Below are 25561 nucleotides of genomic sequence, written 5' to 3'. Positions count from 1 at the left end.
TCCCGGGTGGCGGTCAGCGGCGGGTCGGCAGGTGGGTCCGCGGCGCCATCCGGGGACCCCGCCGAGGCCTGGCGGCTCCCGCCAGCCCGAGGAGGTGCTGCACCCGGTACCGGTGGCCGCGATAGGGCTCGAGCAGCTCGGCCAGCACGTCGTCGTCACGCACCTCGCCGAGCAGCGCCCAGGTGAGGTCCTTGGCCACGTGGTAGTCGCCGAAGCTCACGGCGTCGGGGTCTCCGAGGGCGCGCTGGGCCACCTCCGCGGCCGTCCAGACACCCACCCCGGGCACTGAGCGAAGTCGTCGTCGCGCCTCCGACAGGGGCAGGGAGGCGCCTTCCTCCAAGCGGCCGGCCACCCGCGCCGCCCGCATCACCGTGCTGGAGCGAGCCCCGTCGACCGACGCCGCCAACCAGGCCCAGGAAGGAATCCCGGCCCACTCCTGGGCCGTGGGCGCCACCCAGAGCCGCCGCTGCTCCCCCGGGCCCGGCGCCCGGGAGCCGTACCGGTGGACGAGCTTGCGGTAGCCACCGAAGGCCTCCTGTCCGGTGACCTTCTGCTCGATCACCGCCGGCACGAGGGCATGCATCACCAGACCGGAGCGGGGGACGTGCCACGCGGCATACCGCTTCCAGGCCCTGGCCACCTGCGGGTGGTGGGCCACGAAGTCCGTGTCGTCGTCGCCGTCGCCGAGCAGTGCGGGCACGTGGTCGAGGGCCCACTGGGCGCCGTCGCCCCAGGCCGTCGCGACCACCTCGCCGACCTCGTTGCGCTGCACGAGGCGCAGCGTGGCGGACCCCTGCGGTGTGGGCAGGCCCAGCCACCAGCCGTCCCCGCGGTCGGGCTGGAACGTCGGATCCCCGCCCCCACGACGGAACGCCGAGACGATCAGGCCCACTGACGTCGGTCGGCCGGGTCGCCAGACGCGGGTCCTCTCGGCCGTCGGCGTCATGCCGCCAGTGTGACGCGCCGGGGTGACAGGGTCCGCAGGTGGGCCCCGTAGACTCTGCGCGACCTGACCCCGAACGACCCGAGGAACCCGTGGCAAACAAGCGCGCGAGCCAGGACCGCAAGGCCCGACTGGCCGAGATCCAGAACCAGCAGAAGGCCAAGGAACGCAAGGTGGTGGCCGGCATCGTCATCGGCTGCCTCGTCCTGCTCGCGGGTCTGACCGGCGTCATCCTGTTTGCGATCAACGACGCGCAGGCCAAGCAGCTGCCCCACCTCGGCGTCACGGTCGCCGCCGCCAGCTGCGACCCGGTCACGACCGACCCCTCGAGTGGTGCGGGCGAGCACGTCGGACCCGGCACCTCGAAGCCGAACCAGACGTCGGTGAACTACTCCACCGTGCCGCCGAGCAACGGCCCCCACTTCGTCAGCCCGGACCTGAGCGGGCGCGACTTCTACACCGCGGCCGACCGCCCCGTCCTCGAGACCCTCGTGCACAACCTCGAGCACGGCTACACGATCCTGTGGTACGACGGCAGCAAGGTGAAGGACACCAAGCTCCTGCGGGACATCGCGGACCAGGCCAACAAGCTCCCCGAGGCCAGCGGCAAGTTCAAGGTCGTGGAGTGGGACGCCAGCCGTGGCGCGTTCCCGGCCGGCAAGGTCTACGCCCTCTCCCACTGGGCCAAGGACGCTGGTCACCGCCAGCTCTGCGGCAACGTCTCCGGCCAGGCGATCATCGACTTCGTCAAGAAGTACCCGAAGACCGACACGCAGGAGCCCGGCGCGGCCTGACGGTCCCGCCCCGCTGCTTCAGGCACCACCCGGTATGCCGCCCGCTCACCTGAGCGGGCGGCATACCTGCGTCGGGGGCCTCAGGGGTGGACCGGGCTGAGGTGGACGGGGCTGACGCTCAGCTCCGGACCCGAGGGCGAGGCATCCTTGAAGGCGGCCCAGATGTAGGTCGGGGCCATCGGGGCCATCCGCTCCAGGACCGGGGCGGGCACGCGGGACACCCACTGCGGGATCTGGTCCGTGCCGGCGAACGCACGGCTGTCGGCCAGCACCGGCAGGGTGTAGTCCCAGATGTCGAAGGCGGCGAACAGCCTCCGCAGGTCGGCGCGCGAGTAGTAGTGCTCGTAGTAGTGCTCGCCGCGCCCGGTCAGCCGCATGTAGCGGTCCGCCGCCTGCTGGGGCAGCCAGGACAGGAAGGGCAGCTTGTAGTGCGGCTCGATGACCTGGTGGCGGTGGCCGATGCCCAGGTAGAGGACACCGGTGGGGCTCAGCACGCGGTGGATGTCCGCCACGACCGCCTCGGGGTCGACCACGTGCTCGTAGATGTGGTTGAACACGACGACGTCCATGGAGCCGTCCTCGAAGGGCAGGGCCTCCCCCCGGGCCAGGCTGAACTGCACCCGCTCGCCGAACCGGGCGCGGGCCGCGATCAGCCCGGGCTCGTCGATGTCCACGCCGGTGGTGTGCGCGCCGGCCAGGGAGAGCTCGTCGGCGATGAAGCCGGCCGAGCACCCGACGTCCAGCGCGCGAAGTCCGGCCAGGGTGTCGCGGCCGAGGGTGTCACGGCCGAGGGCGTGCCGGACGACGGCGAGGATCTTCTGGGCCTTCTGCCTGCGCTTGCGCTCGTCGAGCATCGCACCCATCAGCTCGGAGTAGGCGAGCTGCTCCTCGCGACCCGCTCCCGCGGCGCTCACGCCCGGGAGTCCTGCCCGCTGGTCGAGTCGTCCTCGACGCCGGTGGGGTCGTCGAGGACGATGTGGTCGTGCTCTCGTTCCTGCGGGGAGGTGACGAGGTGGTGCGACCGCGCGTACAACCAGCCACCGAGGGCGAACACCACGTCCGAGGCCACGGTGAGGAAGCGGGAGATGACGACCACGGCCGTGGCCGCCGGGGTGGAGGTCACCGGGGCCAGGATCAGCACCAGCACGCCCTCGCGCACGCCCACGCCGGCCGGCAGGATCACGCTGAACATCGCGATCGACGACGCCAGGGCGAAGCCCGACACGCTGGCCAGCACCAGGTGCCCCGTCTGGACGTGGGTGCTGGTCGCCCGCGCGATGACGAGCACCTGCAGCCCGGAGCAGACCCACGCGGCGACGAAGAACAGGGTGGCGGTGAGGATGGCCCGGCCGGACAGCTGGTGCTCGAGCGGCTCACGACGCAGGACGCGCAGGACCTTGGCGATGCCCCAGTTGAGCAGCGGTGGCCACAGCATGACGGCCAGCAGCAGCACCGTGACCAGCACCACCCAGCCGGTCCGGGACGCCGAGTCGTCGCGGGTGATGAGCAACGGCAGAGCCGGCACTCCGACGATCAGCCCGCAGATGGCGGCCATCCCGACCGTGACGAAGGCGACGACCGCCGACCGCCGTCGGGGGATGTGCAGCCGGGCACCGATCTCCGCCTGGGCGACGATGCTCCACACCGCCCCCGGCACGTATTTGCCCAGCTGCCCGACGAAGAAGATCCCCGCAGCGGGCGCCAGGTGAAGGGGCGACCCGAGGTCGGCCAGCAGGACCCGCCAGCCGAACAGGGTCAGGATCGGGGGCAGGCACACCAGCACGGCTGCCAACGCGAACGTCGCGGCGTCGATGCGTCCGATGTCGGTGGACACCTCGTGCCAGTTGCGGGCGACGGCCACGGTCACGGCCGCGACCACCAACAGTGCCAACAGGGTTCGGAGCCCGCTGAACACCCGGGCGCGGTGCGTCATGGGGGTGGCGGTCATGTCAGCGCCTCCGCAACGTGAGTCGGAGCAGCCCATACGCCGCGTCGGTGCGGGTGGACGTGTCCGACGCCGACCGCATCCGCCCGGTGATGTCACCGTCGAGGTCGCCGACGAGCACGAACCCGAAGTCGTGGGACCGGGCCAGCACCGCTCGGACGTCGGCGGTGCCCAGGGCGCCCTCCGCCCCGGGGTGGCCGATCGGCAGGGTCACGCAGAGCAGTCCGCCGGACTTGAGCGCCCAGGACGCCTGGCTCATGGCTTCGTCGATGTCGTCGGCGTCGCACCCGCCGGGGTGCAGTCGCACGATCACGTCCAGCGAGGCGGTGTCGACGTCCAGCACCTCGACGCTCGACCGGTGGCCGGTCAGCTCGAGCTCCACCGGCGCGAACCCGATGGCGCGGGCCCAGCGCGAGAGAGGAGACCGGCTGCCGGACTCGTCGACGATCACCGCGCTGCGTCGTCCGTCATCGCGGACCCGGACGATGGCCGCGAGCGCTCCGAGGGCGGCCCAGGCGGCGATTCCGTCGCTGCAGCGAGGCAGGCCCAGGCTGCGCGCCAAGGCCTTCGCGTCGTCGGCGTCCTGGCCGTCGGAGAGGATGTCGGAGGCCCGGACCCACTCGGGGATGTCACCTCGACCGAGCTCGACCTCGGGCCGCGTGGCCGCGACCACGGCACGCACCGCGCTGGTGACCCGGTGCCGGAGGTGGCCCGCGACGGCCGCGGCGCCGGTGGCGGCGCCCGTGTCATCCGCATCCAGGTCGTCCGGCTCGGCCGCGGCTTCCACCGCCGCGAGGGCCTCGATGGCCCCGACGTACCGCGCCCACGGTCCCGACAGGTCGGGCGGGCGCACCTGCGCCCGGAGCTGGTCGGTGATGCCCGGCTCGGCCAGGCGCTGGAGAGCGGCGACCAGGGCGGCCTTGTCCCCCGGCGGGACCAGGATGCCGTCGACCCCGTCGCGCACCTGTGCCGCGAACGTCCCGACGTCGGAGGCGAGCACGGGGAGACCGTGCTGCTGCCCGAGCAGCGCGTTCTGCGACGCGGTGGCACTGCGATAGGTCAGGGCGAGGACGTCATGGGAGGCCAGCAGTGGCGCCAGCCGGTCGGCGGGCACGTAGCCGCCGTGCACCTCGACGCGGTCGCGCAGGCGCGGGTCCTGGGCCAGCTCCTTGACCCGCTCACCGCTGGAGCCCCACATCTCACCTGCCACGGTGAGGGTGGGGCCGGGCACGTCGGCGAGCGCCTCCATGAGCAGGTCGACGCCCTTGTAGTCGCGGACGATCCCCAGGGCCAGCAGCCGCGGGGGCCCGTCATGGTCGACCCGTTCGACCGGTGCTCCACCCGGGAGATGCGGCGGGAGGTCGGTGACCGAGACCCGTGGCGCACCCAGCTCATAGGCGATCCTGGCCTGGGAGTCACTGTGCACGAGGACGGAGTCCACCCGGGCCAGGAACTGCTGCATGAGCTCGCGGTCACCCGGGTGGCTCTCGTGGGGCAGCACGTTGTGCGCGATGACGACCGTGCGGGGGCCGGAGCGAGCTCTTCCACGCTGCAGCGAACGACGGCCGGCGCCGGCGGCCCGCAGCAGCGCGAGGTGGGCAGGCACGACTGCCGGGATCACGTGGACGACCACGAGGACGTCGAAACCCCGCAGGCGCCGACCGGTGCGCACCCACGTGTCCGGACGGGCCCAGCTCAGCGCCCGCACGGTGCGCGGGAAGGGCTCGACATCCGGCGCGCCACCGGGGACGGCTTGCTCGCCCGGGTAGAGCTTGGACGGGTAGAGGTGGGACCAGGACACCAGCGTGACGTCGTGGCCGGCCTCGGCCAGCTCGTGGGCCAAGCTCGTGGTGTGGGCGGCCACGCCACCCTTGTACGGGTGCGTCGGCCCCACGACGGCGACCTTGAGAGCCGCGCTGGGCGTCACCGCGAGGCCGCCCGACACGTGCGGTCGCGGCGGGTCCCGCTGCCGGGGCACGCGGCATACAGGACCGTGCTCACACGCCCGTCCGGGAACGCACGACGAGGTCGGACAGCAGCGCCAGCGAACCGATCATGATCCCGCTGACGATGAGCAGCACCGTGCTGGCCGGGAAGTAGAACGGGTGGCGGACCATGTCGACGACGGCCTTGACGACGCCGATGACGATCAGCCACAGCGCCGGGGGCATGAGCACCTTGAGCGGGTCGAAGTACATGATCATGCGCAGGACCTGGAGGATGTAGCGGTAGGCGTCGCGGACGAAGTGGAACTTGCTCACCCCGGCGCGCTTGGCATAGCTGGTGGGCACGTACTTGATGTCGTGCTGGTTCGACAGGAACGCCAGCGTGATCGTCGTGACGCAGCTGAAGCCCGGGGGCAGCAGCCGCAGGTAGGGCAGCGAGACCTCGCGTCGGAACGCCCGCAGGCCCGAGTTGAGGTCGGGGATCGTCTGGTTGGAGAGCTGCTCGGCGATCTTGCGGATGAGCCACTTCGCCGGGATGCGCGCCCACTTGTGGGTGCCCTCCTCGGTGGTGCGCGCACCGACGACCTGGTCGTAGGACGGGTCGTCCCGCAGGATCCGCACCAGGTCGGGGATGCGCTCGTTCTCGTAGGTCATGTCGGCGTCGGTCCAGACGACGATCTCGCCGTAGGCCTGCTGCGTGCCGATGCGACGGGCCGTGCCGCTGCCACCGTTGCGGCGGAACGGCATCACCCGGATGTTGGCGTAGCGGGTGGCCGCGTCCTGCAGCACCTCGAGCGTGTCGTCGGTCGATGCGTCGTCGATGCAGAGCACCTCGTAGGTGAACTCGCTGGCGTTCATCGCCGCGGTGATCCGGTCGATCTCCTGGAGGACGTGCTCACCCTCGTTGAAGCACGGCAGGACGATGGTGACGTACGGCCGCCCGTGGCCGGGTTCGCCCGGCAGGGGCGTCGCCGAGGGGGTTGCCGCCGGCAGGTATGCCGCGTCGGAAGGGTGCATCGGCGCGACCGCGGTCGGCGCCGCCGCGGTCGGCGCCGCAGCGGTCGGCGCCGCCGCGGTCGGCACGCCCTGGTCGGGGACTCCGATCACCTCGGTGGCCGGTGACGACACCTGCGGGGGGTCGACGGGAAGGCGCTCCGTGGCGGGGGCGGTGGGGCCGGTGCTGGGGTGCTCGCTCATCTCGCGAGGAGCCTACCCGCCAACCCACCTGCCCGGCCCGCCACCTCGCCCGGCCCGCTGCCCCACGTCGCCTGGTCGGACGATCCGCGGTGCCAGGACCCCGCAGATGTTCCGAACGATGCTCGTCACGCCCCCACCGAGCACCCGGCTCGGCGACACCGGCGCAGCTGACCCATCCACCCCCGTCCAGCCAGGATCGCGCCGACCTCCAGTGCGGTCCGGCACGGCTCGACGGCCACGTCGGCGAAGAAGATCCTCGTCGTCAGTCGCGCCTCGGCCAGGAGCTGACGGTCCCGCCGACCGTCCTTCACCCGGTCTGCCCACTGCTCATGGCCCAGCCGACCGTCCACCTCCACGATGACCCCGTATGGCCGGTACTCGTTGTCATGACGTCGACGAGATCCCTGGTCGGAGGCGGTCTGGCGAGTCGCGGTCGGAAGACCGTGAGCCCGTTCGACATCGCGGATGTACAGCACTTCGGCGCCACTCTCGGCCCCCGTGGCCACATCACCGAGGGCGCGACGCAGGACCTTCGAGTGGCGATGTCCTGCGCGTGCCCCCAGCTCCTGCGAGAGCTCGCCCGCGCCGACGAGTTCCATCTGGACAGCGCGTGCCGCGATCGACAGGGCGTCCAGAGGCGAGCCCAGGGCAGCGACATCGAGCACCGTGGCGGCCACAGTGCTTCGCCACGGGTAGGCCGTTTCGTGGACCACGGAATCGAAGCGGGACACGCGACGCACTCGCACTCCAGCCGGGGGCGTGACTCGGCGGGGCTCGGGGATCAGGAGCTCGATCTGTCGAGGAGGTCGGGCGTCGATGCCCCACAGGTAGGCGGCGCTGCGGCCACCAAGGGCGGCGTCAGCGACCGGGCCTCCTGAGCACGCCTGGAGCAGCGCGGCCACCGCCCGGCCGTGCCAGTCACGGCGACCAGGCGCGGTGAGGAACACGCCCTCGTGCACGCGCGACCACCTCCCTGAGCTGACCCGCCAGGCCAAGGCGTCAGGCGACATACCGGCCGCAAGGCACTGGCGCCGGGTGAGCAGGTCGCACTGGGAGTCCGCCAGCCGGCGCAGGTGTCCCCAGTCGATCGGCATCGGACCACCGTGCCGGGTAGCCGATGGGTGACCTATCGGTTGTCCACAGGCTTCGTAGTTCGGAGGATCGACCGTGCCCTGACCCTGCAGATCTTCCGAAGACGTCCGGGGGGTGAGCCGGACCGGTCGCCCGCGCGGGGCCGGGGTGTGGAACGGTGGGACCCGTGGACACCCAACAGGTGCTTGAGCTGATGAAGTCCGTCGCGGCCGAGGTCATCACACCGCGGTTCCGCTCGCTGGCCGCCGGCGAGGTGATGGAGAAGAACCCGGGCGACCTCGTGACCATCGCCGACCACGAGTCCGAGGCGATCCTCACCCGCGAGCTCTCGGCGGCATACCCCGGCGCGTTCGTGCTGGGCGAGGAGCTCACCTCGGCGGACCCGACGACACTGGACCGCTACGTCGAGGCCGAGCACGCCTTCACCGTCGACCCGGTCGACGGCACCAAGAACTTCGTCCACGGCTCCCCCGACCACGCGGTCATGGTCAGCGAGGTCATCCGGGGCGAGACGGTGCGAGCCTGGATCTGGCAGCCCGAGCACGAGGTCGCCTGGGTCGCGGAGAAGGGCGCCGGCACCTACCGCAACGGGGAGCGAGTGGTGCGCGAGCCCGTGCCCGACGGGATCGGCCCTCGCGGCGTCACGTCCATCTGGCCCCTGCGCGGACACTCGCTCGGGTCGATGCCCGCCCTGGTCGGGTCGTGGGTCTGCTGCGGGGTGGACTACCCCCGCCTCATGGAAGGTGCCGCCGACTACATCCTCTACGCGCGCAACAGCCCGTGGGACCACTCCCCCGGCACCCTGATGGTCACCGAGGCAGGTGGTTTCGCGGGTCACGCTGACGGGACCTCTTACTCACCAACGGTTCTCAAGGCCGGCATCATCGTGGCGGCCGACCGTGGCACCTACACCGCAGTGCGCCGCCACGCTGCCGAGGCCTTCGCCCGCACGGCCTGACGGCGGCCCCGCCGTAGGCTCGTCCCATGGCGACGCCGCGGCAGTGGACCTACAGCGAGGTATGCCGCGTGGCGAGCCTGGAGGGCTCCAGCGCGGCCCTGGGCGGCGCCGTGACCATCGCCCTGTGCGGGCACTGGGACCACGACGGTCCGTGCCGGTGGGAGCACCGCACGGACGTCACGGCCGCTGGACTCGAGGCCGGTCCCGAGGCCGGTCCCGAGGCCGGTCGCGATGTCGTCGTCACGGTGCGGTTCGACGCCCCGGTGGAAGACGAGGGGGAGGTCCGCCGACTCATCCGGGCCGCCCTCGCCACTGGCTCCCTGACCGGACCTGACGGCGCGACGACGATCTGGGCACTCGAGGCCTGACGCACGACCACCGCACCGAGGCGGCCCCGCTCAGTCGAGGCGCGCGAGCCAGACCTGGATCGGCAGCTGCACCAACGCGTCCGGACGTCTCTCGAGCAACCGGGCGTCCTCGGAAACCCGCGCATCGACCCCCACGACTGCGGAGGTCAGCCCCAGCTTGCTGAGCGCCTCGGTCGAGTCGGCTGCCATCAGGACCAGCCGACCGCCGTGGGCGTCCACGGCCCGCCGGACCTGGTCGACGGCGGCAGCCAGGCGCGCAGGGTCGTTCCGCAGAGCCGAGGTCGTCGACAGGGCCGCGACGCCGCAGTAGCCCCGCACCACCTGCGGCCACTCGTTCGCGGCCCGCGAGTCGACCATGAGTGCGACGTCTCCGGGCCGCAGGGAGGCACACACGTCGTCGACGGCGGCCCACTCCCCCCGCTCGACGCGTTCACCGACGTGGGGCCACGTCGCCAGGCCGGTCGGGACGAGCAGAGCGAGCGCCACCGCACAGCTCACGGCGACGTTCACGGCATACGGCAGCCGGCGGGTGGACCAGCGCGACGCCACCGCCGCGCAGGCCACGGTGAGCAGGACGACGGTCGGCAGGGCGATCACCAGGCGGCGGTCCGCCCACGGGTGGTCGGGGGTGATGCCGGGGCGGTAGAGCGTGAGCAGGGTGGAGCCGATGCCGACGACGGCTGGCCCGGTCCATCCCGGCAGCTCCCGGCCGTCCACCCAGGCGGACGCGATCCGATGGGCCAGCACCGCCGTCGCGACCAGCGCGAGGACGAGGGCGATCGGACCCACCCACCAGGACAGCCAGGCAACGGTCTCCTCGGCGTAGGTGCGGCCCCCGTCGACGGGCAGGCCCTGGCGCGCCTGGAGCCCCGCGACGACGTGCGCGCCGGGGTCGTTGGCGGACTGGCGCACGGTCTGCCAGAACGGCCGGCTCGCCAGCACGAGCCCGACCAGGACGAAACCGGCCGCGAGCAGGCGCGGCAGCCAGGCCTGGAGAAGGGCCGGCATGCCCCAGCCGCGCCGTGCGCCGACCAGCAGAACGGCCCCGAGGAGGCACACCCCCACCGCGAGGGCGACGAGTGGCAGGAGGGAACCGGCGATGCTGCCGAGGTACTCGCTCGAGGTCAGCCAGGTGAGCCCGAGGGCCACGGCACTCGTGACCGCGGTGGCGATCCCGAGGGCGCGGGCATGGGCCTGCCGCTGCAGCGCTGCCAGGACGACGACCGGCACGACCAGCACCACCTCGCGCAGGGCGTCGACCCTGATGAGGATCGCCCCACCCATGAGGACGCCGGCGACCACGGCCGTCCGGCGTGCGACGACGACGTCGGAGACCTGGGCGCTGCGAGCGCACATCACGAGGGTGAGCAGCCCGGCGGCCAGCACGGGAAGCGAGACCGGCTCCGAGTAGGTCGACCGCGCGACGTGGACGAGGGGGAACAGCAGCCCGGTGCCGAGGGCCGCCAGCGGTCCCCAGCGGGGCCCGATGACCGCGGAGGCCAGCAACCCCACCCCCAGCACGGTGAGGCCGAACAGGATGGCCGGCGCCCAGGCCACCCCGGTGGCACCACCGACCCACCAGGCCACCGAGTACCAGGCCGAGGCGCCGATCGGGAACTGCGGCTGGATGCTGGGGTGCTGGGGGGTCCCGGTCGCGTAGAACGCCGGACTGGCGAGGGTGATGCCGTCGATGGCCAGCACGTGCGCCCCGCCGACGGACTCGGGCGGCACCGCGATCGGGCGCGCGTGCCCGGACGCGAGCTGGATGGCCGACTGGAGGTAGGACCCGGAGTCCCGCCGGGGCAGCACCTGCTCGGAGTGGGTGGCGCCGGCCCAGGCCATCGCGGCCAGGGAGAGCACCACCAGCAGGGTGGCCGACCACACCGGGAGCGGACGCACCGGAACGAAGGACGTGGCCACTCCGGCGATGACCGCGAGGACCAGCAGGACCACCCCCGCGACCACCGGCGACCAGAGCCCGGCGAGGGCGAGCAGGGCCGCCGCGGCCGAGCCGAGCACCAGCCACAGGCCGGACCAGACGACGGTCCGGGTGACGAGCCAGCCGCCCCACGCCTCACCGCGCAGCAGCGGGAGGTCGCCGGGGTCAGGGGCATAGGGGTAGCTGCGGGGCTCGCGGCTGCTCACAGGCGGCAACGCTAGCGCCCCTAGGGTTGCTCCATGGCCACCCCGTCCGACGTCCTCGCCGCGATGTTGCGCTCCGACCCCGCTCGACCTCGCGTGACCTGCTACGACGACACTCCGGGTCCGACCCGGGGCGAACGCATCGAGCTGAGCGCCAAGGTCCTCGCGAACTGGGTCAACAAGGCCGCCAACGCGTTGCAGGAGGAGTGGGACCTGGGTCCCGGTTCGCGGGTGCGCCTCGCCCTTCCCCCGCACTGGCGCAGCCTCTACTGGGCTCTGGCTGTGTGGTCCGTGGGCGCCACCGCCGTCCTCGACGACGGCCCCTGCGATCTCGTGGTCACCGACGACGGCTCTCTTGCCGCGGAATCCAGCAGCCCCGTCGTCCTGGTCACCCTCGCCGCCCTGGCGCGCGGCGCGAGAGGCCCCGTCCCGTCCGGCGCCATGGACGAGGCCCGCGAGCTGTCCACGTATGCCGACCAGTTCAGCCCGTGGCAGGAGCCCGCTCCCAGCGAGGCCGCCGTGAGCCAGGACGGCGCGGACACGGCCTACGAGGACGTGGTGCCGCAACGGAGCTGGCCGTCGGGGGTACGCATCCACACGGCGACCGAGGACCTGCGCACCGCTCTCGAGCTGGCCCTGGCCACCTGGGCGTCGGACGGCTCGATCGTGCTGTCCCTCGGTCCCGAGCCCGCCTCGGGTCGCGCGGAACGACTGGCTTCAGAGGGCGTGACCCTGGACCTCTAGGGGGACCCCCAGCGGAACCTCTAGCGGGATCGCTCGCGGGATCGCTCGCGGGACCCCCAGCGGGACCTCTAGCGCCGCCGCAGCTCGGCTTCGAGCGCCTGCCAGGTCAGCGTGGCGACCACCCCGGTCCGGGCCAGCTTGGCCCGCCCCTGCAGGGCCTTGACGGCCGACTCGTCACCCGGGCCGAAGGTGCCGTCCGGGGTGAGTCGCAGGGCATTCTGCAGGGCCGTGACCGCGGCCCCGCGCGAGCCCGGGCGCAACACCGTGCCGTAGTAGGCCCGCAGCGGGTAGTCACGGTTCTCCAGCGCCTGCCACACCGTGACGTCCACGACCCCGGTCTGCGGCAGGCCGGTGGCCTTCTGCAGGGCCTTCACGGCGGCGGCGGTGCGCGCCCCGAAGGCCCCGTCGACCGAGAGCCCGCCGAGAGCGCGCTGCAGGGTCCTGACCGCGGTGCCGTGGGAGCCCACTCTGAGCACCGTCGACAGGAGGGCCGTGTACGGGGTGGCGACGCGAGGCGTGGCGGTGCTGCGCGACGCTGTCGTGGACCCTCCGCTGGTCACCATGAGGGCGGCCCACGTGGCCGGCCCGACGATGCCGGTCGCAGGCAGGTTGCGCCGGGTCTGGAACGCCTTCACCGCCGCCATGGTCTGGGGTCCGAACGCCCCGTCGGACGTGATCCCCAGAGACTTCTGCAGCGCCACCACGGCCGCCCCCGTCGCGCCCTGCGCCAGGGTCAGCTTCGCGTACGGTGCGAGGGCACTCGAGGGTGTGGTCGGCGGCTTCGCGGGTGTGGTCGGCTGGCTGGGCGTCGGGCTGGGCGTGGTCGGCGGCTTGGCAGGCGTGGTCGGCTGGCTGGGCGTGGGGCTGGGCGTGCTCGGCGCGGAGGTGCTGCGCGCCGGGATGAGCTTGAGGGCCACCATCGCGGCCCACGTGGCGGGGTCGAGCTGACCGGTCACCTTGAGTCCGTGCGCGCGCTGCCACGCGACCAACGCGGCTTGCGTCTTGGGCCCGAACACCCCGTCGGGCGTGGTGCCGATGACCTTCTGGGCCAGCGCCACGTCAGGACCTGTCGCTCCCGCCACGAGCAGCGAGTAGACCGCTGACGGCGGCTGCGGAGGGGTCGTGGGCTTCGGCGTCGTGGGAGTCGGCGTCGTGGGATTCGGCGTCGTGGCAGTCGGCGTCGAGGCCGGGCCGGGGTCGACCGTGGTGATGGCCTTGCCCGTCCACCAGGACGTGTGGCCGTACGCGCCGTCCCACGAGAAGGAGAAGTGGATGTGGTCGGTGTGCGGGACCGACCCGGTGTAGGTCGCCCAGCCCCTGGCGGGGTCGTAGGCGCGCCACATCTTGTGGTTCCAGATGATGTACATGATCCCGAACCGGCGTGCCATCGCGCCCGGACGACCCAGCGCGTCAGGAGCCGACAACCACTGGGTCACCGCGTCGGCGACAGCCTTCTCGTTGGGCTTGGCGACGCTGAGCATCCAGTCCCAGGCGCGACCCTCGGAGTGCTCCGTGACCCCGCTGTTGCAGTTTCGCGTGATCCCGTAGTCGGCGGTGCCGAGCTTGTAGTAGCCGCTCATCAGCTTGGCGAAGGCCACGACGCCCGGCTTGGCGTGCGGGTCGCAGAGGTGCTGCGCCTGGTACGGCGAGGCGATGTCCAGAGCCGACGGGAGCGCCTTCGACGGCGGCGGCGGTACCGTCACGCCGACCGCGCTGGCGCTCGCCATGCCGACGGGCACGGTGATGACCGGGATGGTCAGGACTCCGAGGGCACGCACGACACGCGACACTGAACACTCCATGGGGATGGCGCCTCGGATCCCGAGCCGCGGTACGAGTTGAACACCAGCCCCAGAGGTCACATCCGGAGCAGGCAGGACATTTGTCCCACCAGTGCTCAGCCGTCACAAGGGCTTCGGACGAACTACAACCACGGAATTCGCCGGCCACTCCCCCGAACGGACCAGGCGCCGCGACGGCTAGAGTCCACGCCATGGACAAAGTCGTCTCCACTGCGGCCGAGGCCATCGACGGGATCGTCGACGGCTCCTCCCTCTCGGTGGGCGGGTTCGGGCTCTGCGGGATCCCGAGCGTGCTCATCGCGGCGATCCACGATGCGGGGGTGAGGGACCTCGAAGCCATCTCCAACAACTGCGGAGTCGACGACTGGGGCCTGGGCATCCTGCTCAAGGACAAGCGGATCCGCCGGATGGTGTCGTCCTACGTGGGCGAGAACAAGGAGTTCGAGCGGCAGTACCTCTCCGGTGAGCTCGAGGTCGAGCTGACGCCTCAGGGCACGCTCGCCGAGCGGCTGCGCGCCGGCGGCAGCGGGATCCCCGCCTTCTACACCGTGACCGGCGCCGGCACCCAGGTCGCCGAGGGTGGCCTGCCCTGGCTGTATGCCGCGGACGGCACCGTCGCGAAGGCCTCCCCTGCCAAGGAGACGAAGGTCTTCGAGGTCGACGGCGCCGAGAAGGAGTTCGTCCTCGAGCGCGCGATCGTCGCCGACTTCGGGCTGGTCCGGGCCTGGAAGGGCGACCGGCATGGCAACCTCGTCTTCAACAAGTCCGCCCGCAACTTCAACCCGCTCGCAGCGATGGCGGGGCGGGTCACGATCGCGGAGGTCGAGGAGCTGGTCGAGCCCGGCGAGCTCGACCCCGACCAGGTCCACCTGCCGGGCATCTACGTGCACCGGGTGCTTCCCCTGACGGCTGAGCAGGCCCAGGAAAAGCGCATCGAGCGCCGCACCGTCCGCCCCGCCGCCACCACCGAAACCGCCACCACCGAAACCGCCACGACCAACGGACAGGAGGCCTGAGATGGCACTGACCCGTGAGCAGATGGCCGCCCGCGCAGCCGCCGAGCTGTCCGACGGCTCGTACGTCAACCTCGGCATCGGCCTGCCGACGCTGGTGCCCAACTACGTGCCCGACGACGTCGAGATCGTCCTGCAGTCCGAGAACGGGATCCTCGGCGTCGGCGCATACCCGGTGGACGGGCACGAGGATCCCGACCTCATCAACGCCGGCAAGGAGACCGTCACCCTGCGTCGGGGGTCGTCCTTCTTCGACTCGGCGACCAGCTTCGGGATGATCCGCGGCGGCAAGGTCGACGCCGCGATCCTCGGCGCCATGCAGGTCTCCGCCAAGGGCGACATCGCCAACTGGATGATCCCCGGCAAGATGGTCAAGGGCATGGGCGGTGCGATGGACCTCGTGCACGGCGCCAAGAAGGTGATCGTCCTGATGGAGCACAACGCCAAGGACGGCTCCTACAAGATCGTCGACGAGTGCTCACTGCCCTACACGGGCCGCGGGGTCGTGCAGCGGATCATCACCGACCTGTGCGTCTTCGACGTCACCGAGTCGGGCCTGGTGCTGCGCGAGCTCGCCGAGGGCGTGACCGAGGAAGAGGTCCGGGAGAAGACGGAGCCGGGTTTCACCACGGCTCTGGCCTGAGGCCCCTGCTAGCCTGCCGGGTGGCTGGCTCGGAGCGCAGTCCGTCGGACGCGGCCAGCCTGCGGAGGGGATCCCCATGAGACGTATCTCGCACGCCATCGCCGGCGCTGCAGTGACTGCAATCATGGCAGCGATGGCAGCGACAGCAGCGACGGCGGCGCAGGCGACACCGACAACGGCCGCGCCTTCCCCTCCCCAGCACAAGAGCGTGCGCACGACCGGCTTCCTGGCTGACCAGTCGAGGCACCCGCGCGGCGCGGCGAGCACGTCGCGGGCCCCCGCGTCCGGCGCCACCCCTCGCCTCCTCGCCGCCCCCCAGACGACCGCCCCTCAGGCGGCGGCCGCCCAGCCGCTGCCGGAGATGCAGACGGTGTGCCCGTCCGGGCAGATGTTCGGCCGGACCTACGGTTCGCAGAGCTTCGAGGCGGGCGTCGACCCCCTCTCGAACGGCTGGGACGTGGCCTCGGGCGGTACGGCTGCGGACGGCGTCAAGTGGGCCACGTCGACGGTCACGGCGTCCGAGACGACGGCTGACCACTACCTGTACGGCCTCGACGCCCCGATCCCGACCTCCGGCAGGGTGTACGCCTACTTCGCCTACCGCACGAATGCCACCGGGGACAATGCCGTCGTCTGGTTCGGCAACACGGGGTTCAGCCTGCAGCCTGCCGCGAGCTGGAGCTACGCCATCTTCGACGTGACCAGCGAGGTCGCCTCGTACCCCGGTCACATGTTCGTCGACTTCGACCAGACCGGTCTCGGCATCACCACCGACCAGACCTACGAGGTCGATGACGTGGCGGTCTACAGCTGCGTCCCGATCCCCAACGCCGGGGTCCGCGGTGACTGGACCGGCGAGGGCACCGTCGACCTGCTCGGCATCCACTCCAACGGCAACCTCTACCTCTACCCCGGTCTCGGCAACGGTCGCACCGGCAGCGGCCAGATCATCGGCACCGGCTGGAACACCTTCACCTGGACCGGTTCGCCCGGCGACGTGACAGGCGACCGGCGCACCGACCTCGTCAGTCGCACGGCCGACGGCACGCTGCGGCTGTATGCCGGCCTGGGAGACGGCGCCTTCGCCGGTGCACGGCAGATCGGCACCGGGTGGCAGGGCTTCACCGCCTTGGCCACGCCCGGTGACATGGACCTCGATGGCCGACCCGACCTGCTGGCCCGGGACGGCGGGGGCGCGCTGCAGCTCTACCGGTTCACCGCCACGGGCGGGCTGCAGAAGGTCAGGCAGGTCGGCACGGGGTGGAGCGGGATGTCCTGGATCATCGGGATGGGCGACCTCAACGGCGACCGACGCGGCGACGTCGTGGCGGTCAGCCGCAGGGACGGCTGCCTCTACGCCTACACCACGACTGCTGCCGTCGGGCTCACCAGCGGGCGCAAGGTCGGCTGCGCCTGGGGTGGCATGAACTGGCTGACGAGCCCTGGTGACCTGACCGGCGACAAGCTGAGCGACCTGGTGGCGCGGGCCGCGAACGGTGACCTCTACATGTACCCGGGCCGCCCGGGAGGGGGCACTGGCTCAGGGATAAAGGTAGGGACCGGCTGGAGCTCGATGGCCTCCATCCTCTAGCAGGTGCTGGACGGGAAAGGGCTGGCGCCCAGGCGCCAGCCCTTTCCCGCGTCCAGAGGGACGCAGGCCCGCGAGACCCGTGTGGTCACCGAGCGACCGTGTGGCCGGAGACCCGCGTGGTCGCCGAGCGACCGTGTGCTCAGCGAGCGTCAGCGGAGGATGGTCAGGCCGCTCCAGCCGGTGCCGATCTGCCGGGCCCGGCCCCACCCGCCGGCGCCGTTGCCGGGGTACAGCCACAGGCTCCCGTCCGCACGGCGGCAGAGCACGTCGGCCTTGCCGTCGCCGTCGAAGTCGCCCGGGCTGCTCACCGACGTGAAGGAGCTCCATCCCCAGCCGACCAGGATGGCCGTCTGGAAGGTGCCGTTCCCGACGCCCCGGTAGAGGCGCAGGTTGCCGGCCCCGTCGATCCCCATCAGGTCGGTGCGACCGTCCCCGTTGAAGTCGCCCGGCGAGAAGATGGTGGTGAACCCGTCCCAGCCTGTGCCGATGACCGACTGCCCCAGCAGGCCACCCTGGCCGTCGCCCGCGAGCAGCATCAGCGCCCCGTCGGAGCGCCGACCGACGACATCGGTGCCACCGTCGCCGTTGAGATCACCGACGCCCGACATCAGGGTGTAGCCGCCGTAGCCCGTGCCGAGGGTCACCGGCGGGCCGAACGTGCCGTTCCCCTTGCCGCGGAACCACTGCAGTGAACCGTCCGGCGCGACAGCCATCAGGTCAGCGACCGACCCGGTGTCCCACGTGCCGGCCATGAAGGCCTTGGCGGGGTTCACCACCGTCCCCGAGTCGATCACCGGCGTGGAGAACGCTCCCCCACCCCGACCCGGGTAGACCCGCAGCTGGGACGTCGCCGTCACGGCCGCGACGACATCGGCCCGTCCGTCGGACGTGGTGTCCTTGGGGAAGGACGGCGCGGAGACCCGCGTGCTGCGCGGCTTGAAGAAGGAGGACATGAAACCCATGGCGTAGGCGAACTCGTTGCCGGACACCGTCACGGTCGTGCTCGACCCCCGGATGTCCACCGATGTCACGCGGCCACCCCACGCGCCGTGCCCGTCACGAGTGAGGGACAGCGAGATCAGCCGACCGATGCTGGGCCAGCTCTGCTCGATGGTGGTGGCCGACGCGGTGTTGGTCCAGGTGAACGTGTCGTAGGGGTCCGGCTTGCTGACGAGGTAGGGATGACCCCCGTCGAGCATGTACCCGCCGTTGGACGCACTGAACTGAGCGTACGCCGAGCTGCCCTGGTACTTCACCGTCTTGCCGGCCGTCGCGATGACGGCTGCGTCCGAGGTGGCCTGCTCGGTCTCGACCGGCTTCATCACCTGGCACGACGTGGTGTCACAGGTGTCGTAGGCCCGGCTGGGGGGCGCGTGCAGCCGGTCGTAGTCGGCATACGTCCGGGACGCCACGGCCTGCGAACGCACCGCCTCGCGCGACCACGAGGCCGGCATCTCGTTGGGCACCACGTCGCGCAGGTAGCTCTCCATGGGAAGGGCGTCCACGACGGTGACGGTCCATTTGGACCCGGCCTTCGACAACGCGTGCACGTGGCGTAGCTCGCCGCGATAGGTGCTGTATTTCGTGCTCGTACCCTTGCGCAGCATGCCGGTGCTGGGGTTGTCGAACGCCGTGGACCTCGCAGTGTTCGGCGCGGTGGCCGGCGCCTTCTGGTAGTTGAGGAAGCCGGTGGACCCGACCCAGCGGAAGCGCAGGTACCACCCGCTGTAATCCGGCGCGGCAGGGTTGGTGTCCTTGAAGTAGGCCACGTCCCACGACTCGACCGGGTGGGTCTGGCCCCCCTGGGTCACCGTGGGGGGCAGCACATGCCACCCACCACCAGCCGCGGTCGGGTCGAGGGTCACCCGCAGCCCGGACTGCGCCACCACGGGGAGGGTGGTCTGCCCGACGAGCCGCACCCGCAACAGGGGGTTGTTGCCGGTGCCACCGATGTCACCGATGGTCGTGCCCGGGTAGTAGAAGGCCATGATGTCCGGCCAGGTCAGCCCCGGCCGCCCCGTCTGCCCCTCCGCCGCACCTTTCGCGCCGTACTGGGACATCCCGTGGCCGTGGCCGAAGCCGCGGCCGTCGATGGGGAACACACCGGAGGCCGGACGCAGGTAGGTCTCGGCCGCGGCTGCCGGGCTGGCGGCAGCCAGCACGAACGGCGCGGCAAGGGCGACCGCACCCATCGCAGCGGCTGCGCGGGAGCGCACATGGCGAAGCCGGACATTCTTCACATTCATGGCATTGACCTCTCTGGTAACAGCATGCACCCCTCGCACCATGGCGCGCGCGACGTGCCGAGGGCGGCACAACCGTTATCGACGTGTATCCCTGACGGTACGCGAGCCGGCGCTTCAGCCGCCGTAGACCCGCACCCCGGTGAGGTCCTGGCTCTGCTGCGTCCAGCTGATCAAGCCAGTCGCCGGCGACGGGGATCCGATCCAGCCGACGCCCTGGCCGTCGACCGCGAACACGTCGACGCGGGTGTCGCCAGAGGCGTCACCGATGCCGGTGACGGAGGTGTACTGCGACCAGTCCCCGGGGAGCACGGTGCTGGCCCCGAAGCCGCCCTTCCCGTTGCCGCGGTAGATGCGCGCCTCACCGGCCGTGGAGACCGACAGCAGGTCGCGGGCTCCGTCGCCGTTCCAGTCACCGACTCCGGCCAGCAGCCGCATGCCCGACCACCCGACGCCGACCGTGCGGGAGGCGAGGAAGCCGCCCGCGCCGTTGCCGGGGTAGAGCCGCAACGACCCGTCGGCCTTCATCCGGGCCAACAGGTCCGGCCGGCCGTCGCCGGTCCAGTCGGAGACACCGATGACCGCGTCGACGCCGCCCCAGCCCGTGCCTATCACGCGAGCGGCCCGCAGGCCCGTCGAGCCGGTGCCCGCATAGAGGAGGAGGTTGCCTGTCGAAGTCTGGCGGCCGATGAGGTCGACCGCTCCGTCGCCGGTGAAGTCGCCTGCGATGGTGACGAGGTCGATGCCGCGCCAGCCGCCGGTGCTGAGCCACTTCGGTGCCGAGATGGTCCGCTGGTTGGTCGTGGGATAGAGCAGCAGGTCTGCGTTGTCGTTGGTCGCGAGCACGTCTGCCTCACCCCGGTTGTCCAGGTCGCGGTCGAGCGAGAGGGAGGGCAGACCGGCGACGACCGCACCCGCGGCCGCCCGCACCCCGGGGAGCTTCGCATAGAGGTAGCGGCCGGGACACGCGGTCTGGCCCGCGTCGCGGTGGCCGAGGACGGCCGGCACCGACAAGTTCCCGATGTCCGCCCGCCCCAGCGGGTCGAACTCGTGGATCTGGGCCTTCCAGGCGATCAGCCTGGTCAGCGCGCTCGTCACCGCCGCGGGAGGCACCGCCGTGTCGTAGTTGCCGATGACCGACACCCCAGTGGTCCAGGAGTTGTGGTCGGCCGTCTGCGCCCCCACCACCGGGAGCGTGACGCCCCCGTACCTGCCCTCCCAGATCCGGCCGAAGCGGTCGACGAGGAAGTTGTAGCCGATGTCGCCCCAGCCGCGCCCCTTGACGTGGAAGGCGTAGATGCCCCGGATCAGCGCCGGGACCTGTGCGGCGCTGTAGCCGTTCGCGTCCACGGTGTGGTGGACGATGGCAGCCTTCACCGCGCCATACTCCAGCGTTGAGGGGTCGCGGAGCCGTTCGTCGGCGCCCCACTGCGCCCTGGTGTAGATCGTCGGTCGGCTGGCTGTGGCACTGGCTGCCCCGGGCCGGGCGACACCGACCCCCGGGTCGGCCGGGGAGTCACCGGGGTCGACGACGACCAGCTGGGGCGACCGGGGGCCTGCTGCAGGGTCACCCAGCACCCGCACCTGCACCTGGCTCGCGTCGGTGACGACGAGCGGGTCGGACCCGCTGCGCGCGGCAGCTCGCCGCGCCTCGGCAGCATCGGGACCGTGCGCCTGGTCCTCCTCGAGAAAGGCCCATCGCGTCCAGCGCCCGGCCTTCTCGGTGCGGTACTGCACGCTGACCCCCGGTCCGCTCCCCTCGGCCCAGGTCACTCCCACCACGCCGACGCGTTGCGGCACGGCCGTGGGGGCCGAGGCTGCGACCACCGCGGCCCTGGGCCGCCCCGGCCGGGTCACCGCCGTTCGCAGCCGGGCCGTGGACTCCGTGGCGTCAGCGCTCGAGAGCGACCGTGCATCCGCATGGCTCGCGACCGCGCCCATCGGGACCGTGACGAGGTGGGGCACGACCGGGCGCGGCGCCGCCCCCGCCTCATCCAGCGGCACGGTGAGCGCCAGACCCGTGGGCAGGAGGGCGACGAGCGACAGGACGAGGATTCGGCGGCGAGAGGGCACGACAGGTTCCCAACGTTGGTGGTGTGGCCTGACCCACCGTGCAACACCAGTCACGGCATGTCCACACGACCATCCGCATCCGGAGAGATCGCGACCCTGCTGTAACCAAATGCCCGCACAAGCGGGACTCTGCCGGACCTACTCCCCGCGCAGGCCGAGGACCTCGGCCAGGACGGCAGCCGAGCGTTCCCCGCCGTGGACGTCCGCGGCATACCCGGGACCGGCCGCTGCAGCGGCCACGCCGGCAGCCCTGTCGTCGAGCAGACCCCGCACGACGGCGGCGAGGGTGTCGGGAGTGGCCTCCACCAGCGGGAGGTCACCAGGACAAGCCGCGCGCACCGCGTCCGTCACGTGGCCCACCACGACCCGCCCGGCAGCCATGGCCTGGACGGCCATCACCCCGTAGCTGCCGAGGCTGAACTGGTCGAGCACGATGTCGGCGTCGGCGACCGCTGCCGGCATCTCCGACGGTGCGAGCCCCTCCAGGAGCCTGAAGTCGATCAGTCCGGCGGCCGCCAGGGGCTCCATCGCCGCCGTGACGTGCGCCGTGCCCTTGATCGACGCCCGGCTGGGGGCGTGCAGGACGACCGGGACCGGGCGCTCGAGCACCGGAGCGGTGGTGGCCCAGGCGGCAATGTCCACCACCACCGGCAGCAGGTGGGACCCGGGCACGTCATCGAGCAGGTCGGGGGTCGACACGAAGACGGGACCCTCGAACGCCGTCACCAGCGGGTGCAGGACGTCCCACTGGGACTGGAGTCGCGCGGTGAGCTCCTCGTCGGGGTCGCCGAACGGCGACCACGGGGTCGAGGACGCGTGACGACGCGGGTTGCGGATCTCCGAGCCGTGCAACAGCAGGCCGACCTCGATGCCCACGGACCGCAGGACCGGCACGTCACCGGTGAAGTCGCGCCCGTTGCGCAGTCCGAACATCGGACGCCCGGCCTCCAGGAGGGCGTGCGTCCAGTGCTCGAGGGCCCGGGACTCGAACGCCTGGGCCCAGGACGCATCCTTGGCGTAGGTGCTGGCCGGGACCAGTTCGTCGGCCTCGAAGACGAGTGCGGAACCACGGTCCACCGAGACCACCTCGGTGGAGCAGCCGGGGACGTACCGCTCGATCGCCTTGGCCCAGGCCCAGGCCTGACCGGCCATGTTGGCCGGGCCGATGCCAACCACGGACGCGCGGTCGTTGCGGACCGAGGGTCGCTCCCTGAGGCCCTCGAGCTGCGTGACCGTGGTGGGCTCGTGCACGCGCTCGGCCCCCAGGATGGCGCGGTAGACCTCGCGCAACACCGCCTCCTGGCGGTCCCACGCGTAGGGGGTGAGCAGGTCGGGGTCCTCGGCGATGCGCTGCTTGAGCTCCGGCAGCCGGTCGAGCACGCCCCTCAGCTCGCGCACGAAGCTGTCGGTGTCCTGGGCGACGTGCACCCCACCCACGCCGTGCTGCTGGACGAAGGCCTTGGGGGCCTCGCAGTCGCTGACGAGCAACGGCACCCCGGCGTGGAGGTACTCGAACATCTTGTTGGGGATCGCCACCTCGTGGCTGCCGTAGTGGTGGATCGGCAGGATCCCCACGTCGGCGGTCGCCAGGTAGGCGGAGACCTCGTCCGGCCCCACGGGGTCGAGCAGGTGGAGCCGGTCGGACACCCCGAGCTCCGCGGCGAGCAGGGCCAGCGCCTGGGCCGCGTCGACCTGCTTGTGGGGCACCGCCACGACCGCGAGATGGACGTCGGGCAGCTGCGCGAGGGCCTCGACGGCGGTGTCGACGCCCCGGACCGCGGTCACACCCCCGCTGTAGACGACGAGCGGGACCTCCGGCCCCAGCCCGATCTGCTCGCGGATGGTGTGCTCGACGGCGTGGTCGCCGGCCCCGAGCATCGGGCTGTTCATCACGACCGCAGGCACGGCGGGCAGGTGGTGGTCGCTGCGCAGCTTCGCCGCCAGCGGCTCGGTGACCGTGACCACCGCATCGGCGTCGCGGATGTACTCACGCTCGAGGTCGAGGTATGCCGCGCGCTTGCGCTTCGTGCGCGCGCCGTAGATCGAGAGGCCCGCGACGTACTCGTGGGCGTCGTAGACCCACGCCGCGGTGCGTCCGCTGGCTCGGCGACGGGCGACCGCCCGGCTGGCCACGCCGACCAGGTGGATGTCGTGGGCGTGCAGCACGTCCCACTCCAGCTGGTCGAGCACCGGGCCGAAGGCCAGCTCGTAGTCGTCGATCTCCGGCAGGAGGCGACGCCAGCTCGCGCCCCACGGGGTGCGGTGGGTCACCCCGTCGACGGCGTGCCAGACCTCGCCCTGCCACTTGCGGAGCCGGCGGTCGGCACCGCCTCGGATGCGCGCGGCATACCTCGACGCCCGGAGCCTGTTGCCGCGGATGGTGTTGGCCAGACCACCCACCGACTCGGCTTCGCGACGACGGACCGCGGCCTGGAGATCGAGGACGCGGCGGGCGTTCGGTTCGACCGCGACCGAGAGGCGCGGCCGGCGACGAGCCGCGCGACGACGCGCGGCGGCATCCCGCAGGCGCCAGCCCACTGGCACCCGGATGATGCGCACGTCACCCAGCATGCGTTCCTCGCGGATCTCCGAGGACGCGTACCCGAGGAGGGTCACGTCGACCCCCGCGTCGGCCAGGGTCAGGCCCATCTTGAGCACGCGGGTGTCGTGGGCGATGTCGTTGCCGACCATCATCACGACCTTGGGCCGCTCACCCTGGGTCTCGTCGCCGGGCGACAGGGCGGTGGTCACAGGGCGGCAGCCCCGGTCGGGGACACCCCCACCGTGCGGTGCGTGACGCCCGGCCACCCGTCCGGTGTGGTCAGTCGACGACCGTCCACCAGCGTCTTGAGGCCCGGGAGGTCGGCGGGCTCCAGCCGGGAGTACTCGGTGTGGTCGGCCTGGATGACGGCGGCATCGGCCGGCTCACCGAGGTGGTAGGGCGTGAAGCCGAGGGCGGTGAGCTCGTCGTCGGAGTACATCGGGTCGTGGACGAGGACGGTCGCCCCGTTCTCGGCCAGCGCACTGACGGTGTCGAAGACCCCGGAGAACGCGGTCTCCTTGACCCCACCGCGGTAGGCCGCTCCGAGGACGACCACGCGCTGACCCGCGAGGTCACCGTGGGCGCCGGCGAGCAGGCCGACGGTGTAGCGCGGCATCGCGGCGTTGGCCGCGCGCGCGGCGCGCACGACGGTCGCGTCCGGGTCGGTGTGCAGGTACAGGCGCGGGTAGACCGGGATGCAGTGCCCGCCGACGGCGATGCCCGGGCGGTGGATGTGGCTGTAGGGCTGGGAGTTGCTGGCCTCGATGACCTGGTAGATGTCGATGCCCTGGGTCGCGGCGAAGGTCGCGAACTGGTTGGCCAGCCCGATGTTCACGTCGCGGTAGGTCGTCTCCGCCAGCTTGGCCAGCTCGGAGGCCTCGGCGCTGCCGAGGTCCCAGACGCCGTTGGGGCGGGCCAGGTCGGGGCGCTCGTCGAAGTCGAGGACGGCCTCGTAGAACTTCTGGGCGTGGGCAGCGCCGGCCGGGCTCAGCGCGCCGATCAGCTTGGGGTACTTGCGCAGGTCCGCGAACACCCGGCCGGTCAGCACCCGCTCAGGGCTGAACACGAGGTCGAAGTCCTCGCCCTCGGTCAGCCCGGAGATCTCCTCGAGCATGGGCTTCCAGCGGGTGCGCGTGGTGCCGACCGGGAGGGTCGTCTCATAGGAGACCAGGGTGCCCTTGTTCAGGTGCTTGGCGAGCTCGCGCGTCGCGGCGTCCATCCAGCCGAAGTCCGGCACGCCCTCGCCGTCGACGAACAGCGGCACGACCAGCACGACCGCGTCGGCGCCGGGAACGGCGTCGGCGTAGTCGGTGGTGGCGCGGAGCCGCCCGGACGGGACGAGCTCGCTCAGCTTGTCCTGGAGGTGGGCCTCGCCGGGGAAGGGCTCGCGGCCCTCGTTGATGGTCGCCACGGTCTCGGCGTTGACATCCACGCCGACGACGTCATGGCCCTTGCTGGCGAACTGGACGGCCAGCGGCAGCCCGATCTTGCCCAGCGCAACAACGCAGATCTTCACAGCATCAGT

19 protein-coding genes are annotated in these 25561 nt (G+C 71.9%); 7 read left to right on the top strand and 12 right to left on the bottom strand.

Annotated features, from left to right (window positions below):
- Nucleotides 1-13: 13 nt before the first annotated feature.
- On the bottom strand, nt 14-946 hold the full coding sequence (locus tag BJ986_RS10820; RefSeq protein ID WP_179421985.1) for a DNA-3-methyladenine glycosylase family protein: 933 nt from the start codon (nt 944-946) through the stop codon (nt 14-16).
- 89 nt (nt 947-1035) lie between these two features.
- On the opposite strand from BJ986_RS10820, the gene BJ986_RS10815 reads away from it, so the two are divergent.
- Nucleotides 1036-1737 carry a DUF3105 domain-containing protein gene (locus BJ986_RS10815; RefSeq protein WP_179421984.1) on the top strand — a complete coding sequence of 234 codons (702 nt, stop codon included), beginning with the start codon at nt 1036-1038 and terminating at the stop codon, nt 1735-1737.
- Nucleotides 1738-1817: 80 nt separating this feature from the next.
- Here the strand turns inward: BJ986_RS10815 and BJ986_RS10810 are convergent, their stop codons facing one another.
- The 5 genes from BJ986_RS10810 to BJ986_RS10790 all read right to left on the bottom strand — a co-directional run bounded on the left by BJ986_RS10810 (nt 1818) and on the right by BJ986_RS10790 (nt 7919).
- On the bottom strand, nt 1818-2651 hold the full coding sequence (locus BJ986_RS10810) for a class I SAM-dependent methyltransferase (protein WP_337795153.1): 834 nt from the start codon (nt 2649-2651) through the stop codon (nt 1818-1820).
- Complete coding sequence (locus BJ986_RS10805; RefSeq protein ID WP_238338081.1) at nt 2648-3685, bottom strand: lysylphosphatidylglycerol synthase transmembrane domain-containing protein; 1038 nt, start codon at nt 3683-3685, stop codon at nt 2648-2650. The genes BJ986_RS10810 and BJ986_RS10805 overlap by 4 nt, the downstream gene beginning before the upstream one ends.
- 1 nt (nt 3686) lies before the next feature.
- Complete coding sequence (locus tag BJ986_RS10800) at nt 3687-5660, bottom strand: glycosyltransferase family 4 protein (protein ID WP_337795150.1); 1974 nt, start codon at nt 5658-5660, stop codon at nt 3687-3689.
- 19 nt (nt 5661-5679) lie between these two features.
- A complete protein-coding gene (locus BJ986_RS10795; protein ID WP_238338080.1) occupies nt 5680-6825 on the bottom strand; it encodes a glycosyltransferase family 2 protein in 1146 nt (381 codons plus the stop codon).
- Nucleotides 6826-6950: 125 nt separating this feature from the next.
- Nucleotides 6951-7919 carry a type IV toxin-antitoxin system AbiEi family antitoxin gene (locus BJ986_RS10790; protein ID WP_179421983.1) on the bottom strand — a complete coding sequence of 323 codons (969 nt, stop codon included), beginning with the start codon at nt 7917-7919 and terminating at the stop codon, nt 6951-6953.
- A gap of 164 nt (nt 7920-8083) precedes the next feature.
- Between BJ986_RS10790 and BJ986_RS10785 the strand changes: the two genes are divergently transcribed.
- Complete coding sequence (locus BJ986_RS10785; RefSeq protein ID WP_337795148.1) at nt 8084-8875, top strand: inositol monophosphatase family protein; 792 nt, start codon at nt 8084-8086, stop codon at nt 8873-8875.
- A gap of 26 nt (nt 8876-8901) precedes the next feature.
- Nucleotides 8902-9243 (top strand): hypothetical protein, encoded by a 342-nt coding sequence (locus BJ986_RS10780; RefSeq protein ID WP_202881229.1) that lies wholly within the window; start codon nt 8902-8904, stop codon nt 9241-9243.
- Between the two features lie 30 nt (nt 9244-9273).
- On the opposite strand, the gene BJ986_RS10775 is transcribed toward BJ986_RS10780, so the two are convergent.
- The gene (locus BJ986_RS10775) at nt 9274-11388 is read right to left on the bottom strand and encodes a hypothetical protein (protein WP_179421982.1); all 2115 of its coding nucleotides are present in this window, start codon (nt 11386-11388) and stop codon (nt 9274-9276) included.
- Nucleotides 11389-11421: 33 nt separating this feature from the next.
- On the opposite strand from BJ986_RS10775, the gene BJ986_RS10770 reads away from it, so the two are divergent.
- Nucleotides 11422-12129 carry a TIGR03089 family protein gene (locus BJ986_RS10770; protein WP_179421981.1) on the top strand — a complete coding sequence of 236 codons (708 nt, stop codon included), beginning with the start codon at nt 11422-11424 and terminating at the stop codon, nt 12127-12129.
- A 68-nt stretch (nt 12130-12197) separates the two neighbouring features.
- Here BJ986_RS10770 and BJ986_RS10765 read toward each other — a convergent pair whose 3' ends face one another.
- A complete protein-coding gene (locus BJ986_RS10765; RefSeq protein WP_179421980.1) occupies nt 12198-13907 on the bottom strand; it encodes a peptidoglycan-binding protein in 1710 nt (569 codons plus the stop codon).
- A gap of 215 nt (nt 13908-14122) precedes the next feature.
- On the opposite strand from BJ986_RS10765, the gene BJ986_RS10760 reads away from it, so the two are divergent.
- From BJ986_RS10760 to BJ986_RS10750, 3 genes are all read left to right on the top strand, one after another.
- Nucleotides 14123-14947 carry a CoA transferase subunit A gene (locus BJ986_RS10760; protein WP_179421979.1) on the top strand — a complete coding sequence of 275 codons (825 nt, stop codon included), beginning with the start codon at nt 14123-14125 and terminating at the stop codon, nt 14945-14947.
- Between the two features lies 1 nt (nt 14948).
- Nucleotides 14949-15587: a CoA transferase subunit B gene (locus BJ986_RS10755; RefSeq protein WP_179421978.1), complete on the top strand. Its 639-nt coding sequence runs from the start codon at nt 14949-14951 to the stop codon at nt 15585-15587.
- Between the two features lie 133 nt (nt 15588-15720).
- Nucleotides 15721-17178 (top strand): FG-GAP repeat domain-containing protein, encoded by a 1458-nt coding sequence (locus BJ986_RS10750; RefSeq protein WP_179421977.1) that lies wholly within the window; start codon nt 15721-15723, stop codon nt 17176-17178.
- A gap of 149 nt (nt 17179-17327) precedes the next feature.
- On the opposite strand, the gene BJ986_RS10745 is transcribed toward BJ986_RS10750, so the two are convergent.
- The 4 genes from BJ986_RS10745 to BJ986_RS10730 all read right to left on the bottom strand — a co-directional run bounded on the left by BJ986_RS10745 (nt 17328) and on the right by BJ986_RS10730 (nt 25552).
- Complete coding sequence (locus BJ986_RS10745) at nt 17328-19424, bottom strand: SpoIID/LytB domain-containing protein (RefSeq protein WP_179421976.1); 2097 nt, start codon at nt 19422-19424, stop codon at nt 17328-17330.
- 114 nt (nt 19425-19538) lie between these two features.
- Nucleotides 19539-21494, bottom strand: coding sequence for an FG-GAP-like repeat-containing protein (locus BJ986_RS10740; protein WP_179421975.1), 1956 nt, complete (start codon nt 21492-21494; stop codon nt 19539-19541).
- Between the two features lie 138 nt (nt 21495-21632).
- The gene (locus BJ986_RS10735; RefSeq protein ID WP_337795145.1) at nt 21633-24245 is read right to left on the bottom strand and encodes a glycosyltransferase family 4 protein; all 2613 of its coding nucleotides are present in this window, start codon (nt 24243-24245) and stop codon (nt 21633-21635) included.
- Complete coding sequence (locus BJ986_RS10730; RefSeq protein ID WP_179421974.1) at nt 24242-25552, bottom strand: nucleotide sugar dehydrogenase; 1311 nt, start codon at nt 25550-25552, stop codon at nt 24242-24244. Before BJ986_RS10730 ends, BJ986_RS10735 begins: the two co-directional genes overlap by 4 nt.
- Nucleotides 25553-25561 lie beyond the last annotated feature (9 nt).

The sequence above is a fragment of the Pedococcus badiiscoriae genome, assembly GCF_013408925.1.
Taxonomy (GTDB): Bacteria; Actinomycetota; Actinomycetes; order Actinomycetales; family Dermatophilaceae; genus Pedococcus; species Pedococcus badiiscoriae.
This window is presented reverse-complemented; position numbering and strand designations above follow the sequence as displayed.